This is a genomic window from Ligilactobacillus equi DSM 15833 = JCM 10991 (genome assembly GCF_000615765.1).
Classification (GTDB): Bacteria; Bacillota; Bacilli; order Lactobacillales; family Lactobacillaceae; genus Ligilactobacillus; species Ligilactobacillus equi.
This window is the reverse complement of the sequence record NZ_BAMI01000001.1, coordinates 99,255-115,381: the sequence shown is the minus strand read 5'-3', so window position 1 is coordinate 115,381 and position 16,127 is coordinate 99,255. Positions and strand designations below refer to the sequence as shown.

The 16,127-nt window shown below is 42.1% G+C and carries 15 protein-coding genes and 4 pseudogenes; 3 read left to right on the top strand and 16 right to left on the bottom strand.

What is annotated here, in order from left to right; all coding sequences use genetic code 11:
• Window positions 1-8: 8 nt before the first annotated feature.
• The 6 genes and pseudogenes from JCM10991_RS00625 to miaA form a co-directional block, all read right to left on the bottom strand.
• Window positions 9-482 (bottom strand): ComE operon protein 2, encoded by a 474-nt coding sequence (locus JCM10991_RS00625; protein ID WP_035187701.1) that lies wholly within the window; start codon window positions 480-482, stop codon window positions 9-11.
• A 39-nt stretch (window positions 483-521) separates the two neighbouring features.
• Window positions 522-1,244 carry a helix-hairpin-helix domain-containing protein gene (locus JCM10991_RS00620; protein ID WP_025020256.1) on the bottom strand — a complete coding sequence of 241 codons (723 nt, stop codon included), beginning with the start codon at window positions 1,242-1,244 and terminating at the stop codon, window positions 522-524.
• A 114-nt stretch (window positions 1,245-1,358) separates the two neighbouring features.
• Window positions 1,359-2,702 (bottom strand): type I glutamate--ammonia ligase, encoded by a 1,344-nt coding sequence (gene glnA, locus JCM10991_RS00615; RefSeq protein WP_023858901.1) that lies wholly within the window; start codon window positions 2,700-2,702, stop codon window positions 1,359-1,361.
• A 29-nt stretch (window positions 2,703-2,731) separates the two neighbouring features.
• Window positions 2,732-3,118 carry a MerR family transcriptional regulator gene (locus JCM10991_RS00610; RefSeq protein ID WP_023858902.1) on the bottom strand — a complete coding sequence of 129 codons (387 nt, stop codon included), beginning with the start codon at window positions 3,116-3,118 and terminating at the stop codon, window positions 2,732-2,734.
• A 78-nt stretch (window positions 3,119-3,196) separates the two neighbouring features.
• Window positions 3,197-4,467 (bottom strand): annotated as a pseudogene (locus JCM10991_RS12015) (methionine gamma-lyase family protein).
• A gap of 1 nt (window position 4,468) precedes the next feature.
• Window positions 4,469-5,407 (bottom strand): tRNA (adenosine(37)-N6)-dimethylallyltransferase MiaA, encoded by a 939-nt coding sequence (gene miaA, locus JCM10991_RS00600; RefSeq protein WP_025020255.1) that lies wholly within the window; start codon window positions 5,405-5,407, stop codon window positions 4,469-4,471.
• A gap of 157 nt (window positions 5,408-5,564) precedes the next feature.
• On the opposite strand from miaA, the gene JCM10991_RS14750 reads away from it, so the two are divergent.
• The gene (locus JCM10991_RS14750; protein ID WP_023858905.1) at window positions 5,565-5,741 is read left to right on the top strand and encodes a DUF3042 family protein; all 177 of its coding nucleotides are present in this window, start codon (window positions 5,565-5,567) and stop codon (window positions 5,739-5,741) included.
• A gap of 179 nt (window positions 5,742-5,920) precedes the next feature.
• Here the strand turns inward: JCM10991_RS14750 and JCM10991_RS12010 are convergent, their stop codons facing one another.
• The 9 genes and pseudogenes from JCM10991_RS12010 to JCM10991_RS11990 form a co-directional block, all read right to left on the bottom strand.
• Window positions 5,921-6,250, bottom strand: a complete 330-nt coding sequence (locus tag JCM10991_RS12010) for a rhodanese-like domain-containing protein (protein ID WP_369384676.1) — start codon at window positions 6,248-6,250, stop codon at window positions 5,921-5,923.
• 31 nt (window positions 6,251-6,281) lie between these two features.
• A complete protein-coding gene (locus JCM10991_RS00585) occupies window positions 6,282-7,238 on the bottom strand; it encodes an ROK family glucokinase (RefSeq protein ID WP_025020254.1) in 957 nt (318 codons plus the stop codon).
• 24 nt (window positions 7,239-7,262) lie between these two features.
• Window positions 7,263-7,472, bottom strand: a complete 210-nt coding sequence (locus tag JCM10991_RS12005; protein WP_023858908.1) for a YqgQ family protein — start codon at window positions 7,470-7,472, stop codon at window positions 7,263-7,265.
• A gap of 33 nt (window positions 7,473-7,505) precedes the next feature.
• Window positions 7,506-8,168 (bottom strand): rhomboid family intramembrane serine protease, encoded by a 663-nt coding sequence (locus tag JCM10991_RS00575; protein ID WP_035187699.1) that lies wholly within the window; start codon window positions 8,166-8,168, stop codon window positions 7,506-7,508.
• A gap of 1 nt (window position 8,169) precedes the next feature.
• On the bottom strand, window positions 8,170-8,718 hold the full coding sequence (locus JCM10991_RS00570) for a 5-formyltetrahydrofolate cyclo-ligase (protein ID WP_023858910.1): 549 nt from the start codon (window positions 8,716-8,718) through the stop codon (window positions 8,170-8,172).
• 53 nt (window positions 8,719-8,771) lie between these two features.
• Window positions 8,772-8,921: a 50S ribosomal protein L33 gene (gene rpmG, locus JCM10991_RS00565; RefSeq protein ID WP_023858911.1), complete on the bottom strand. Its 150-nt coding sequence runs from the start codon at window positions 8,919-8,921 to the stop codon at window positions 8,772-8,774.
• A gap of 110 nt (window positions 8,922-9,031) precedes the next feature.
• Entirely contained in the window at window positions 9,032-9,751 is a 720-nt protein-coding gene (locus JCM10991_RS12000) for a CpsD/CapB family tyrosine-protein kinase (RefSeq protein ID WP_035187695.1), read from the bottom strand.
• A gap of 11 nt (window positions 9,752-9,762) precedes the next feature.
• Entirely contained in the window at window positions 9,763-10,527 is a 765-nt protein-coding gene (locus tag JCM10991_RS11995) for a YveK family protein (RefSeq protein WP_035187692.1), read from the bottom strand.
• A gap of 105 nt (window positions 10,528-10,632) precedes the next feature.
• Window positions 10,633-12,695, bottom strand: a pseudogene (locus tag JCM10991_RS11990) (peptidoglycan D,D-transpeptidase FtsI family protein).
• 210 nt (window positions 12,696-12,905) lie between these two features.
• On the opposite strand from JCM10991_RS11990, the pseudogene JCM10991_RS16350 reads away from it, so the two are divergent.
• Together JCM10991_RS16350 and JCM10991_RS16345 are read left to right on the top strand one after the other, a co-directional pair.
• Window positions 12,906-14,521: pseudogene (locus JCM10991_RS16350) on the top strand (YfhO family protein).
• A 49-nt stretch (window positions 14,522-14,570) separates the two neighbouring features.
• A complete protein-coding gene (locus JCM10991_RS16345) occupies window positions 14,571-15,536 on the top strand; it encodes a YfhO family protein (RefSeq protein ID WP_369384675.1) in 966 nt (321 codons plus the stop codon).
• A 67-nt stretch (window positions 15,537-15,603) separates the two neighbouring features.
• Here JCM10991_RS16345 and JCM10991_RS11980 read toward each other — a convergent pair.
• Window positions 15,604-16,121, bottom strand: a pseudogene (locus tag JCM10991_RS11980) (adenine phosphoribosyltransferase).
• Window positions 16,122-16,127 lie beyond the last annotated feature (6 nt).

The following is a 16,127-nucleotide window of genomic DNA, read 5'->3' as shown; positions in this document are numbered from 1 at the left end:
TAGTTTACCTAATTTTCTTGGGTAATCTGACCAACATCTTCTAGATATTGGTCATCAATTTTAACTTGTTGCACAGTTACCTTTTTCTTTTGTAATAACTGCATTGCGTAAGAATCATTGTGATAATTTCTTAAATAGTGGATTTTGGTAATTCCGGCTTGTAAGAGCATCTTGGTACATTGCAAACAAGGAAAATCTGTCACGTAAACTTCGGCCCCGTTAGTAGGAATTCCAAACTTAGCACACTGTAAAACGGCGTTCATTTCAGCATGGATGGTTCTTTGACAGTGACCATCTACCATGTAACACCCCACATCAATACAGTGGTCATCACCCGAAACCGCCCCATTGTAGCCACCAGCAATTACTCTTTGGTCACGTACCAAAATCGCCCCTACGGCTAAACGTTGACAGGTACTGCGCATGGATAAAATACTGGCCTGTAGCATAAAATATTGATTCCAAGGAATTCTTTCTTGCATTATTTTCACCCCGTTTTTTCTAAGTATAACATACTTCCCTTAGATTACTAATTGTGAGGCCAATTTCGCATAGGTTTTTTCACCGATACCACTCACATTTTGTAAATCTTCCAGGCTCTTAAAGCCCCCGTTTTCTTGCCGATAAGCAATAATATCATCAGCTCTTTTATCACCAATGCCACTTAAAGTCATTAATTGTTCCTTACTTGCAGTATTCAAATTAATCTTATCACCTGTTTGATCACTAGCATTACTACTTTTATCCGTATTACTTGTCGCTAAATTAGCTTGATTTTGCCCCACTAAGGCCTGCGAATCCGGCAAATCCGTTTGCCCATTAGTCGGTACATAAATCAACATCTCATCTTCTAAATGATAGGCTAAATTTACTTGATCTAACCATGCGTCCTTCGTAGCCCCGCCAGCTTTGGCTACCGCGTCACTCACTCGAGCCAGATTCGAAAGCCTATAAACACCAGGCTTTTTAACCGCCCCCTTCACGTCAACATAAATCATTTTCCTTTCTGTCACCTCACTACTAACAGGAAAAGCGGAATTTGAAGACAAACTTGACACGCTAGTTTCTGCGCTAGCACCCCATGTCTCAGTCTGTGCTGAAGCGAGACTATAATCCGTGCTCTCCGCAGGGCTCCGAATCAGATAAAACCATCCGCCAACTAAGAAAATAGCACTGAGTCCTAAGATTAGCGGTAACTTCTTAGCTTGCCAAAATTCCCAAATTTTACTTTTGAGTTCTTCCATTAAAACACCCCCTCTATATATTAAATACGCAAAAAAAATTATTTTTTGACAAAAAAGTCAATTTTTTGCACAAAAAAACCTAGTCGTCATGTTACGACTAGGTTTCCATTACTTTTAGTACATTTCGAGATATTGGTCAAGTTCCCATTGGGAAACTTCTAACCGATAAGCATCCCACTCCAGACGCTTAGCTTCCATAAAGTTCGAGTACAAGTGAGGCCCCATAGCTTCCTTAATCACATCATCAGTACGCAATTCCTTTAAGGCATTGTGTAAGGTTGATGGCAAGTCGGCAATGTTGTTGGCTTCCCGTTCTTCTTGAGTCATGGAGTAGATGTTGCGGTCTACCGGTGATGGTGCTTCTAATTTGTTCTTTAACCCATCTAACCCAGCGGCTAAAACAGCGGCCACAGCTAAGTATGGGTTAGCAGATGGATCTACGGAACGTAATTCCAAACGGGTAGAAGCACCACGAGCAACAGGAACCCGCACTAATGGAGAACGGTTGTGACCAGACCAAGCTACGTAAACTGGTGCTTCGTAGCCAGGCACTAAACGCTTGTAGGAGTTCACCAATGGATTCATCAAAGCTGTGTAACTACGGGCGTGCTTCAACACCCCTGCTAAGAAATGACGGGCATTATCTGATAATTGTTCGTCGCCATTTTCATCAAAGAAAGCATTACCGTCCTTATTAAATAAGGACATATTTAAGTGCATCCCAGAACCATTGATTCTTTCCAAAGGTTTGGGCATAAAGGTTGCATGTAAACCGTGCTTACGCGCCACAGTTTTCACAACCAATTTAAAGGTTTGGATATTGTCACATGCAGTCAAGGCGTCTGCATATTTAAAGTCAACTTCATGTTGGCCAGGAGCGACTTCGTGGTGGGAAGCTTCCACATCAAAGCCAAGTTTTTCTAATTCTAAGACGATATCACGCCGGCAGTTTTCTCCCAAGTCAATCGGAGCCAAGTCAAAATAGCTCCCCTTGTCATTTAAGTGGGTCGTTGGACGACCGGTAGTTTCATCCATCTTAAATAAGAAGAATTCTGGTTCAGGTCCGATATTAAAGTCCGTGAAACCTAATTCTTTCATTTCATCTAAAATACGGATTAAGTTATTCCGCGGATCCCCATAAAACGGTGTGCGATCCGCATTGTAAACTTCACAAATTAAGCGCGCCACTGTTCCATGTTCGTTTCCCCATGGGAAAATCATCCATGTGGAAAGATCAGGGTATAACCACATATCACTTTCTTCAATCCGAACAAAACCGTCAATCGAAGAACCATCAAACATCATTTTGTTATCCAAGACCTTGTCTAATTGACTGATAGGTACTTCCACATTTTTAATCGTTCCATAAAGGTCAGTAAACATTAACCGTAGGAATTTAACATGTTTCTCCTTAACATCTTGACGAATCTCGTCCTTAGTAAAAACTTTCTTTGCCATTATAATTGCTCCTTGCGTAATAAGTTGACTTAGAGATGTTGATTATGCGGAAAAGTCGTTGGCTTGCCCAACCCACTAACATTAATAAACTCTTTTTGCAAAACGCGACGCATTTCAGCATCCGTCATCACCCGGTTTTTAGCTTCTTCTTGAAGCTTTGCCTTTTTGGCAGCTTCTTGGGCATAGATTTCCTTAATGCCCGCCATATTGATGCCTTCAGCCAGGTAATCCTTGATTTCTAACAATTTATCAATATCGTTCAATGAATACATGCGACGGTTACCCTCACTTCTAGGGGGAACCACCAAACCTTGTTCTTCATAATAACGAATCTGACGCGCACTAAGGTCCGTCAATTTCATTACTGTACCAATGGGTAAGACAGCCTGTGAGCGTCGAAGCTCTTTTTCCTTCATATCTGCACTCCTTACTGAATTACATGCTTATCATAACAAGCAGACCAATACTTGTCAAGCGTTTCATGTAACGTTTTCTTACATAGTATAAAATGTTTCGTTCACGGCGTTGGTAATGGCTAATTTCACATGTTCGTACGATAAGCCCCCCTGAATATAAAGGGCAAATGGTTCACGCAAAGGACCGTCGGAAGATAATTCGACCGTAGAACCTTCAATAAAACTCCCCGAAGCCATAATGATTTCGTCTTCATAACCTTCCATAAAGGACGGTACCGGATCAACGTAGGAGTTCATCGCTGAGTAGTGTTGGATGGCCGCACAGAAATTAATCATAGCGTCACGCTCGTGAAAAATTACCGTTTGTACCAAATCTGTCCGTGGCGCATCCCAGGCTGGTGAGACTTCCATGCCGACCTTTTCTAAAAGCGCAGCTGTGTAAATGGACCCCTTAATAGCCTGTACAGTGGTATGTGGCGCCATAAAGAAACCTTGGTAGATATCACGCATGTAACCCCAAGTTGGACCTTCGCCCTTACCAACCCCAGGAGCCACTAAACGCGCGGCGGCGGCTTGAATCAAGTCCGCCCGTCCAACTAGGAATGCTCCCCCTTTGGCAATACCAGCCCCGGCATTTTTAAAGAGAGAACCAGCCATGAGATCAGCCCCATAAAAGGTTGGTTCTTCGTATTCAGTAAATTCACCATAGCAATTGTCAATGAAGACTACCAAATTGGGGTTAATCTCCTTAACGAACTTAATCATCTTGCAACTTCAGCCACCACAAAACTATCACGAGTGGAGTAACCACGGGAACGTTGAATAGCGACCATTTTTATGGATTGGTCTGTTTCCAAAACCTTACGGGCATTCTCATAGTCTACTTGACCATTATCTAGTAATTCGGTGGCCTTGAAATTAATTCCAAATTCCTTCATCGTCCCAGGATTATCGCCGGCAATCCCGATAACTTCTTGGATGGTGTCATAAGGTGTTCCCGTTAAGTAGTAAAGAGTGTCACCAGGGCGTAAGGTCGTGTAAAAGGCCGTATGAATGGCGTGGGTCCCTGATACCATTTGCGGCCGCACATAGGCATCTTCCGTCTTAAAATAGTCTGCGTAGATTTTTTCAATCTTTTCGCGACCTATATCATCGTAACCATACCCCGTCGAGCCAACTAAGTCTTCTTCTGATACACGGTGTTTGCGAAAGAGACGGAGGACACGTTGTTGGTTATAGAGGGCCACTTGGTCCATTTCTTCTAAGCGCGGTGCGATTTGGTTTTCGACTTCCGCCACCTTAACTTGTAATTCTTGGGGTAAATCTTGTTTCCAACTAATTGTTTGCATATTATCCTTCCTTTGGATTTAACCAAGCCGTTAAATCCTTAATAATTTTATTTTCATCTTCTGGGTGTAAGACCAGGTCATACCAGTTAACCTGCATCTTGTTTCTAAACCAAGTCAATTGTCGCTTGGCATAACGGCGAGAATTTTGTTTGATGTCCGCCTTGGCTTCTTCTAAGCTGATGTGACCTTCAAAATAAGGATACAGTTCCTTGTAGCCAATTCCCTTACCAGCAGGCAAGGCTAAGCCCCCCGCTTCGTAAAGTCTCCGAGCTTCTTCCAGGAGACCTGCTGCAAACATCTGATCCACTCTTTGATTGATGCGCTCATAAAGTAAGGCGCGATCAGTATTAAGTCCGATAATAAATGCCTCAAAGTGAGGATTGGGTTGGTCTGCTTGGTCTGAAAAGCGTTGCCCGGTCTTTTCATAGACTTCCAACGCCCGAATAATCCGACTGCGGTTGCGCACCGGTATCTTAGCGGCAGCTTGTGGATCGATTTCATCGAGTTTGTCCCAAAGAGCTTGACTGCCCTTTTCTTCAGCGAAAGCCTGCCATTTTTCACGATAAGCCAGGTCCGTTTGGTCGAATTTATCACCACCGAGTTGGTAACCATCTAGTAACGCCTGGAGATAAAAACCCGTCCCCCCAACTAAGAGAGGCAAGTCGCCGGCTTGACTAATTTGAGCCGTTAGTTCTTCTGTCGCTTGGATAAAATCGGCCACCGACCAACGTTGGTCAATCTCCTGACAGTCGATAAGATAGTGTTGGACCTGAGCTTGTTCGGCGGGAGTAGCCTTAGCTGTGCCAATATCTAAACCGCGGTAAACCTGCATGGAGTCGCCGGAAATAATTTGGCCAGAGAAATGCCTGGCCAATTTCAAAGATAAGGCCGTCTTCCCCACGGCGGTTGGGCCCACGATTAAAACAATTTTTTGTTTCAATTTTTCTTTCCTTTCTCAGTGGATATAATCGTTACTTATTGTAGCATTTTTCTAGCTTTTTGGGCAGAAATCTTTGGGAAAAATTAACGGTTTTCTCTAGCTATTCAAGGTGGAATCGTTTTATAATAAAAGTAATAACTCGAAGGAGGAAAAAAGTATGAAAAACTTTACTCGTGGTGCTCTTTTCGGTGTAGCAGCTACACTCGGGACTTTAGCTGGTTGCCTTTACGCATTCAAAAAGTCAGTGGTTGAACCAATTGAAGAAAGAGAAGAAATCTTAGACCAACACCGGCGGCGTGCCTTACGCAAGAGCCGCTCCGCTCACCAAGGTTAAAAAACTAGACAAAGCCAGACTCATTTGTGAAGTCTGGCTTTGTTTAATTACCAATGATAACCAAAAAAGCCAAGATAGGCTCATCCTGACTTTCAGTTTAGTATTTAGCTTTTTTGGTCTTGCCATCCCACTTGGCATAGCCACCTTTTAAAATGTAGATTTCATTGAAACCTTTTTTATTAAAGACGCTTAGCAATTCGAACGCAAAGGGAGCGGTTTTGATCGTAAATATAAACCGGCTTATCCTTGCGTAAGGCATTTTCATAAAGGGCAAATTGGCTATACGGCATGCTGCGCGCCCCTAAAATATGACCAGCTTCAAAATCGGCACTTTCACGGATGTCGACAACTTGACCTTTGCGTAAACCCGCCTTGAACTCTTCGTTTTCTACCACTTTTGAAACTTTACGACCGACCAACCAATTGTAAATTTGGACTCCGATAATCCAAGCTAAAATTAACCATAAGACAATCGTTAGGGCCGTTATTGTTGAAATTGCTGCAAACACAATTCCACCTCCCTTTGCTTAATAAACTTTTTTACTTAAATTGTAAGGCTAATGAAGCGGCTCCAATAACCCCAGCATCATTTCCTAATTCAGCCAACTTCAAAGTTGTTGAAGTCCGTACCGTCGGGAAGGCAAATTCTTGGAAATACTTATCTACACGGTCTAATAAGAAACGACCTGCCGCAGATACCCCACCCCGATAACAATGTATTGAGTTTAAGGTTGAACCTAAGTTAGCCGCAGCTAAACCTAAGTAGTAACATACACGGTCAACAACCATATCCGCTAACTTGTCTCCATCCTTAGCCAAATCGAAGACTAATTTTGAAGTTACTTCTTCACCGTTGTCGACAGCTTCTTTAAGGTGGGATTTACCAGCGAATTCTTCCGCCATCGCACGCGCTACCCGGACCACCCCGGTTGCGGAAGCATAAGTTTCTAAACAACCTTTGTTTCCACAAGTACATTCGAAACCACCTGGGTGAACATTAATGTGGCCGATTTCACCACCGGCACCCATCCCGTGGACTAATTTTCCGTCAGTGACAACCCCGCCACCAACACCAGTCCCTAAGGTTACAAAGACTACTTCTTTGGCATTGTCACCAGCACCCTTCCAGCTTTCACCTAAAGCAGCTGAGTTGGCATCGTTGTCAACCGCAAATTTAATGCCTGTGCCAGCTTCAATTTCGGCTTTAACATTTTGGAGGGTCTTCCAGTTCAAGTTGTAGGCCCCAACGACCGTCCCTTTTTCCACGTCAACCGTCCCGGGAGTCCCCATCCCGATTCCGATAAATTGGTCCTTGTCCATCTTGTAGAGGTCAAGGTGATGGTTAATGGAAGCTACGATATCAGGCACGATGTGGCTACCTTCATCTAAGATATTTGTTTCAACACTCCACTTTTGTTGAATGTCACCATTTTCTGTCAAAATGGCAAATTTAATAGTTGTCCCACCAAGGTCAACCCCAATTAACTTCTTATCCATCAGCTATTTACTCCTTATTATCTTTTACTTGCGTTTCTCACGCTGTTCTTCTTTGCGGTGTTCACGCGCCAAAATCATCTTGGCCGTCACAAAAGTTTGATCATCAATCACCTGAGAATCATGTAAGTGGTCGAGTTCTAAGGCAATCAATTCAATATCCCACATTCTTTTGCCAACATAAACAAAAATTCCAAAACTTTTCAGCAATTGCTGTACATCATACAAGTCCTTCATGAACACGTCACCTCTCAATTATACTGGATTTTCTCAATAATTTAAACCTTTGATGTACAAAAGTAGATAAATTATTATTAGTACAAGTCCGGCAAGTATACGCTGATTTTTAGGGGGACAATTACTTATCAAGTCAGGATATGATAAAACATAAGCCGTCAGGTATCCGGCCAATAAACCACCTAGATGGGCTTGCCAGTCGATATTGGCTCCGATGAAGATAAAGTTCAAGAGTATCAAAAGTCCAAACTGGCGGGTCAAAGACCATAGTGGTCCATTATCACGATGAAACTGACCATACATGAGAAAGGCCCCAAATAAGGCAAAAACCGCCCCGCTAGCCCCCACTGACACGGTCAACGGACTAAAAGACAAACTCGCAATGTTGCCGGCAATTCCGCCGATAAAATAAAGGGCTAACATTTTGATGTGTCCAAAGAAACGTTCGATATAGCCCCCCATAAAATAAAGGGTCAACATATTCATCAAGAGGTGTTCCAAATTTCCATGCAGGAAAACGGCAGTCACCAACCGCCACCATTGACCCTGGTAGATGGAAGGACCATACTTAGCTCCGGCGGTAATCAAAGCCAAAGTCGAAAGGTGAAAGTTAGAGAAAATCAAAACGGCTAAATAAACTAAAAGATTGAGAACAATCAAACTTTGGGTCACCCAAATTGTTTTACTAGGTCGCATTCTAATCACCTACTGTTAAAATTTTGTGAATCTGTATATCAGTGGTTTCTACCGGCCAGATAATTTGGTTTGTCAAACGTAAATCTTCAGCTAAAGCAATAGTATGACCGGGATAATCTTGGAGGTAGCGATCATAAAAGCCTCCTCCAAAACTAACTCGATCACCTTGTTTAGTAAATAAAAGCCCTGGTACAATAATTAAATCTAACTGATCTTTAGGAATAATCTGCCCGTCCTTAGGTTCGAGTACGCCAAATTTAGTGCGGATAATTTCCGTCGTCTTTTCTAAATAAATAAATTCCATCTGAAAATCAGGATAGGTTTTCGGCACACCGACCTTTTTGCCCTGGCTTTGCGCTGCTAAAATTAGCGGTTTAGTATCGATTTCGACTTTTTCACTTAAAACTAAACCGACACTTTGGGCCGCTTGCCATTCCGGCGTCTGTAGTAACTGTTGATATAAATCCAATTCCTGGGCAGTTTTAGCCCAAGAGTTAGCAGCTTGGCCTAGTTTTTGAAGTTGGACTTGCCGAATTTGCTTTTTTTCCATATAACCACCTCATTGTTATCAATAAAAAAAGCAGGACCAAAGCCTGCTGTTAATTATTTTGTTTCACGGTGTAAAGTAACCTTACGATCGCGTGGGCAGTACTTCTTAAGTTCTAAACGATCTGGGTTGTTACGTTTGTTCTTATTTGTAAGGTATGTTTGTTCGTGACATTCTGTACATTCTAAAGTAATGTTGTTACGCATCTGTTCTGACCTCCCTTATACTTACTAATTCGCACGAAGTAAAAACTTCGGCTCTAACATAAATACTATATCATTTTTTAATCTTTATTACCAGTATTTTTTTGTCTTTTTTACTTGGCGTAGTAACCATAACCGTAGGCACCATCACTACCATGCACATCATTTAAGATAGCACCAATAATGTGGCCTTGAACATGCTTGATAGATTCAACTGCTTTGCGCACTGCATCTTTTTCAGACCTTTCAGCGCGTGTCACCAAGATGGTTCCATCCACACAAGTGGAGAGAATTTGAGCATCCGTCACAGATAAGACTGGTGGGGCATCAAAAATAACCAAGTCTAGTTGATCAGCCAAAACCGCCACCAAGTGTTGCATCTTATTAGAACCAATCAATTCTGATGGATTAGGTGGAATAGGACCCGAAGGCATTACGAAAAGGTTATCCACAGATGTTTCATAGATAATATTATTAATATTAAAGTTTTGTTCCGTCAAGTAATTGGTTAAACCTTGGGGACTAGAAATCCCAAAGGTTGAGGCAATCGTCGGCCGACGTAAGTCTGCATCCACCAAGAGCACACGTAAACCTTGCTTAGCAAAGGAAGCCGCCACATTAGCCGAAACAGTAGACTTCCCTTCAGACATCAATGATGAGGTAATCATCAAGGTCTTGAAGGATTTATCTACGCTAGAGAATTGGATGTTAGTCCGAATGGTGTTAAATTGTTCCGTAATGACAGAGTTCGGTTCCGCCACGGTGATCAATTTAACCCCCTTTTCCATACTGGTATTATCGATTTTATCTTTATTTTTCTTAAAAAACGCCATCATAAACTCCTTTATACCCGACGATTAGAACTCGTGTATTCACTACCCTTAATTGAGGATACATTGAATAAGTTCCGTTCGCTATCCATATGGTAAACTGTCCCTAAATTAACTAATTCTAAATCATCTGTTAAGAAGTCAGAATCTTTAACCGTGGTATTAGTTAATTCCTTAATTACAGCAATGGCCATCCCGATTAAGGCCCCTATAACTAAACCTACCGCTGCAAAAAGCTTCTTATTAGGGAAAGTTGCGTTGGTATTAGCTTTAGCCTTGGTAACAATGGTTACATTGTCAACTTTCATCATCTTCTTAATTTTTTCCGTAAAGACATCTCCAATAGTGTTAGCAATATCAGCTGCCGTATAAGCATTCGTATCTTCTACTGTAACTGAAACCACTTGAGAGTTGGTCGTATTGGATACAGTCACTGAACTTTGTAAACTCCCAAGGTTCCCCTTGTAGTTATCGGTCTTGCGGACTTGTTTTAAAACGGGTGTTAAAATCACCGACTTTTTCAAAACATCTTGGTATGTATTGATAGCTTGCAAGTCAGCTTGTTGGGCCGTATATTGGGTCGCAGTGTTGTCGGCCTTTTGGTTAACTAACAAATCAATCGTAGCGCTATACTTAGGGGTAATAAAGAAAGTCACCACCACGATAGCGACTAAGAGTCCTGCCACCGCCCAGGCGATGATTTTGGCTAAATCATCTTTGAGGGCTTTAATAATTTGCGACAAGTCAATAACTGTTTCTTGACTAGTATTGTCTTTCATTAAAATTCTCTCCTAATTATTAATTTCACGTAGTAACTAACTATTCAATTTTAGCATAAATCTTCGCAAGTATCAAAAAAAGATAGACAATCTTGTCTATCTTTTTTAATCAAGATTCTTCGTATCTTGAACATCTTTCCAGTAAGCTTCATAAATTTGCTTAACCGTGGTGGTATTGATTCCGGAAGATTCAGCACTAATCCCCGGATAAGCAACTACTACGACGACTTGCGGATTCTCTGACGGTGCATAGGAAACTGCACTCAAAGTTGTTGTTTCATTTTGACCATAAAAAGTTTGAGCTGTCCCGGTTTTGGCCGAAACTTCCGGTTTAATATCTGCTAAAGCCCCACCTGTCCGATAAGTCAAACTAGAGTGCACAACTTGGTAGAGCCCACTTTTAACGACATCCCATTCATCCTTGCTAGCTGTATAAGAACCTAAGACATTGGGCCCGTGTTGGTAAACTGTGCGACCTAACTTCCCACTCTTGCTAGATTCACGGATGGCTTGAAGAATATGTGGTTGGATACGATAACCACCATTAGCAATCATGGCAACATATTGGGCTAATTGAATCGTAGTATAGGCATCATAGTTCCCAAAGGACATATCCAAAGCCTTCCCGATATTAGCTTTTCCGCCCGGTCCTTCGTAGCCCGAAGTTTCACCGGGAATATCTATTCCAGTCTTAATCCCCAAGCCAAACTGCTTAAAGTTTTGACGTAATTTTTGGAAAATCTTGGGACTCATTGTCAAAGCCGTTCCTGGTTGATAGTCAAAACCGGCTTCTAACATGGCTAACTTCATCATGTAAACGTTCGAGGATACCGCCAAGGCTTGGGAGGCAGTCAAAGGCATCGTAGCGGAACCAGACTTGTTAAACCAAGATGATTTCGCAGGGTCCCCGCGATCTTAATCGGTGAATCAACTAAGGAACTATTATTAGGTGTGATAACTCCAGAGGTCAAGCCCCCCATCACCATAGCTCCCTTGACAACTGATCCCATAACAAATGATTTATTAATCGTCCCTAAAGCATCCTCAGTCACGGTCCCTTTTTTAATATTGTGGGTTGCGCCAGCTAAGGCCAAAATATTCCCGTTATAAGGATTCATAACTACGGCATAGCCCCCGTTCATATAAGGGTTGCCTCCCAAGTTATTTTTTACCTGCGTTTCAACAATATCTTGGACTTCCTTTTGGAACTTAGAGTTGATGGTCAAGACGATATCATCCCCCTTTTTTCCCCCGTATTGGGTAGTCTTTTTTAAGAGTTCCCCATTACGAGTTTCAGCCATGATAGTCTTTTTGGTTCCTTTTAAAACATTTTCGTACTTGGATTCAATGTAGGTTGAACCTACACTATCATTACGGGCATAACCTTGGGCTAGAAGCTGATTTAAGGAATTATCTGGTAAACCAGACTTTTCACTTGTCACCGTCCCAATCACAGATTGAACTGCCTTACCATTAGGATAGTTACGTTTCCAGCTAGTTCCAACGCTAATACCAGCCATTTCTGATTGGTGCTCACCAACCAAAGCCATTTCTTTGGAAGTCACACCAGACGTCTTCAAATAGACAGAAGATAAGGAGTAAGCGCCATTCATCTTTCCATACAAAAGGGCTACTTCTCTTTGCTTAGGACTGAGGTCATCAACTAGGTTGGCCTCACGAATATATTTACTTTGAGCCCGATATAAGTCACTAGCCTTCAAACTATCTGCCCTCGGAATATGCTTATTAACTTGTTTTTCGTGTTTCACTAAATAATAATCGACCTTGTAAGATTCAGACAAATCATCGGTATCCACAGTGATATACTTGGTTAAATCTGTGGCAATCGCATACAACTGCTCGGACGTCACGTGGGTGGGCTTAGTATAAACAATGGCGCGAGAGGACTTATTGCTAACTAAGACCCGCCCGGTGGCATCATAAATTTGCCCCCGTTGCACATTTTGTGTCTCTGTTTCTGTTGTCGCACTTGTTACCTCATTTTCAAACATGGCTCCATGGAGGATTTGGAGGTAGGCCAATTGCCCAATTAAGGCGGCAAATAACAAGAAGACAATTAAAAACAAAAAGTTAAGCCGGAAGGGAATGTGGGAACGGTTCGGATTTTGGCGTCTTCCGTCTTTGGGTTTGTTCGTAAAAAATTTCACGTTCTTTCTCCAATCTTTCTCAAAACATGTTTTGAGTCTTCTTACTCTCTACTATCCTACCACAAACCGCACCAGGTGTTATAGCTTTTGCCCTTAAAAAACTCTAAAATTCTTAATTCGCTCTTACGAAATTCTTAGGACGCAAATAGTAAAGAATGTGCTATCCTTAAAGTAATAAATTTTTATGTTATGATTTTTTGAGGTGTTTTTATGTCGAAATTGCGTACATATTTTAGCCGGAATTACCCGCTCCTTTTGAGCTTTTGGGGGCCTTTGGTGCTTATGCTAGGCTATTTTGTTTACCGTCAAATGTATCCTTTTGGAAAAGAAAGTCTCTTAACTGTTGATTTAGGTCAACAATATGTCGACTTCTTCCAATATTATCGTCAAACCATCCTCCATGACCCCAGTGGTCTTTTCTACTCTTTTTCCAAAGCTATCGGAGGTGAGATGCTGGGCGAGTGGCTTATTATATGTTGTCACCTTTCAACTTAGTCCTACTCTTTTTCCCAGACAAAAGCATTATGGCCGGAGTCATGGTCTTGACCTTACTCAAATACGCCACGGCTGGTTATACCTTTGGTCGCCTTTTAGTGCAAAGACAAATCCAAAGTGGTATCCTGGTACCGGTCTTTGCGACCTCTTATGCCTTGATGGGCTGGGGGATTGCCAACCAATTAAATCTCTTGTGGCTCGATGCGCTAGTCTTTTTACCTTTAATTATACTAGGCTTATTAAACTTACTAGACCGCGATCATGGGGTAGCCTATGCCTGGTGGTTAGCCTTAATGTTGGTTGCCAACTATTACATGGGCTACATGATTGCCATTTTCTTGGTGCTCTTCTTTATTTACTATGAAGTCGCGCATTTCCAAAATTTGAAAAATAGTTTCCGACAATTTTGGCTTTTTGCCAGTCGTTCCTTACTTGCAGGTGCCAGTGCGGCCTTGGTCTTGTTACCAACCTTCTTTTCACTCCAAGCCAGCAAGGGACAATACTCCCAGAGTGTTATCCACGCTAAAATTGAGTATAACCCCCTGAAAATTTTATCTAAGTTAACGCTAGGATCCTTTAACTTCAAACAGATGCCTTCTGGTTACCCCAATATTTTCGTCGGATCTTTGGTCCTCTTTTTATTTGTGACCTACTTTTTTAGCAAGCGTTTCAGTTATCGGGAAAGAATCTGTGCCTTTTTAATTTCTGTCTTCTTGGTGGTTTCTATGTTCTTTGAACCCTTAGACCTTTTTTGGCACGGAATGCAATTTCCAGTCTGGTACCCTTACCGCTTCAGCTATCTCTTATCCTTTTGGATGATTTACCTGGCGGCCAAGACTTTTGTTAAGCCAAACTTTGCGCCACATTACATGTTAATTTGGCTCGCCTTCTTTCTGGAAGCCGGTATTGTTCTTTACACCTGGGATCAACTCAAGAAGTTCTCCTATGCTACGACAACAACTTTGATTTTTTCGGCGCTCCTAGCTGTGATTGTTCTCTTAATTTTTTCAATTCAGCCAGAAAATCGGCGCGCTAGCCAGCAGCGTAATGCCTGCTTATATATCGTGGTGATCACGGAAATGATGCTTAACGCCGTCTTTTCTTTGAACAACCTCAGTTACCTCAGTGTTGCCGAATACAGCGTACCTAGCGCGGCCCTCCAAGCAGATAGTCGAAAACTCAAAGAACTTGATACCGGCCTATATCGCACGGGGCAAACCTATGCTCGAACGAAAAATGACGGACTGGCTCAAGGCTTCAACGGGGGAGCTTACTTCTCCTCGGCCTTAGAAAAAGCCATCCCCGACTTCTTCGGTCAAATCGGAAACTGACGGGGATAATTATGTAACTTACGCTAATGGCACCTTAATTAGCGATGGTTTGCTGGATATGAAATACTACTTCCACCAAAAAAATGATCGTAATCAAAGTAACGATAGTCATGTTGACCTCGACCCTTTGACTGAAAGTTACAATCTCAAAGATTATAAACCAGTCGCTGATTTAAATCAAACAGCCATCTATCAAAACCCTTATGCTACCTCGCTTGGTTACGGGGCTAATAAAGCCTTGAAGCAACTCAAACCTTTCTATAACGCCCCTATCACTTACCAAACGAGCTGGCTTAATGCTGTGACTGGAGCGTGGCCTACAACAGCCTACTTCCAAGCTCAGAACTTCTCGGAAGTTATCTTCCAAAACACTAACACTGCTACTACCCTAACCGGAGCGAAAATTTCACGACTGGACAAAAGCAAAAATGCCCAAATTATCTTCAAATTCATCCCTAAGAGTGACGATCCTTACTACTTAACCCTAGGTAACGGACTTAGTAGTGATTACGTTGACTTTTATCTAGGTAACCGCAAGCTCAACCATTACGAAACCTTCCGCCATGTAGTGGTTCTTAACGTGGGAAACCTTCAAAAAAATCAAGAAGTTACCATTACTGCTCGCCTCAAGAAGAATAATCTCTACTTGAACAACTTTGTCCTCTATTCTTTGGACAAACAAACCGTTACCGCCAAGCTTAAGCAAGTTCAAAAACAAGCTTGGCATATTAAGAAATACAACCAACGTTACCTCACCGGTTCAGTCAAAATTTTAGACAATGACCAAATTTTCACAACTACCATCCCTTACTCTAAAGGTTGGCAAGCCTATGTTGATGGTAAACAGGTTAACACTTACAAGGTTCAAGATACCTTTTTAGCCTTCGACATCGGCAAGGGGAAGCATACCGTTACTCTTAAATACTGGCCACCTTACCTCAACTTAGGCCTGGCCCTTAGCCTTTGTGCTTGGATGATACTTCTACTTTTAGCCCGACCTGTCCATAAATTCTAATTTAAAAAGCTATGTTGCCAATCTAGACAACATAGCTTTTTCTTTTACGACTCGAAGGAGTCTAATTTTAGTAGTGCATTAAACTTAGAACGTCGTAGCCTTCAAGCTTGTCACGACCGTTTAAGGCATCTAATTCGATTAAAAAGGCACAACCCACGACGATTCCCCCGAGGCTTTCTACTAAATCAATAGTGGCTTTAATAGTCCACCTGTAGCCAAAAGGTCGTCGGTGATGAGCACTTTTTGACCCGGTTTCACGGCATCTTTGTGCATATGAAGTTCGGAAGTCCCGTACTCTAAAGCATATTCTGCCTTAACAGTTTCCCGTGGTAACTTACCCTTCTTACGAGCTGGCGCAAAACCAACACCTAAATCATACGCAACCGGACAACCCACGATAAAACCGCGCGCTTCAGGTCCCACAATCATTTCAACACCTTTGTCCCGTGCGAATTGAACGATTTGGTCAGTGGCTTGCTTGTAAGCTTGGCCATCAGCCATTAATGGGGATAAGTCCCGAAAAACAACACCTTTTTCGGGGTAATCAGGAATACTTGCGACATAATTGTGTAAATCTACTGCCATAGATTG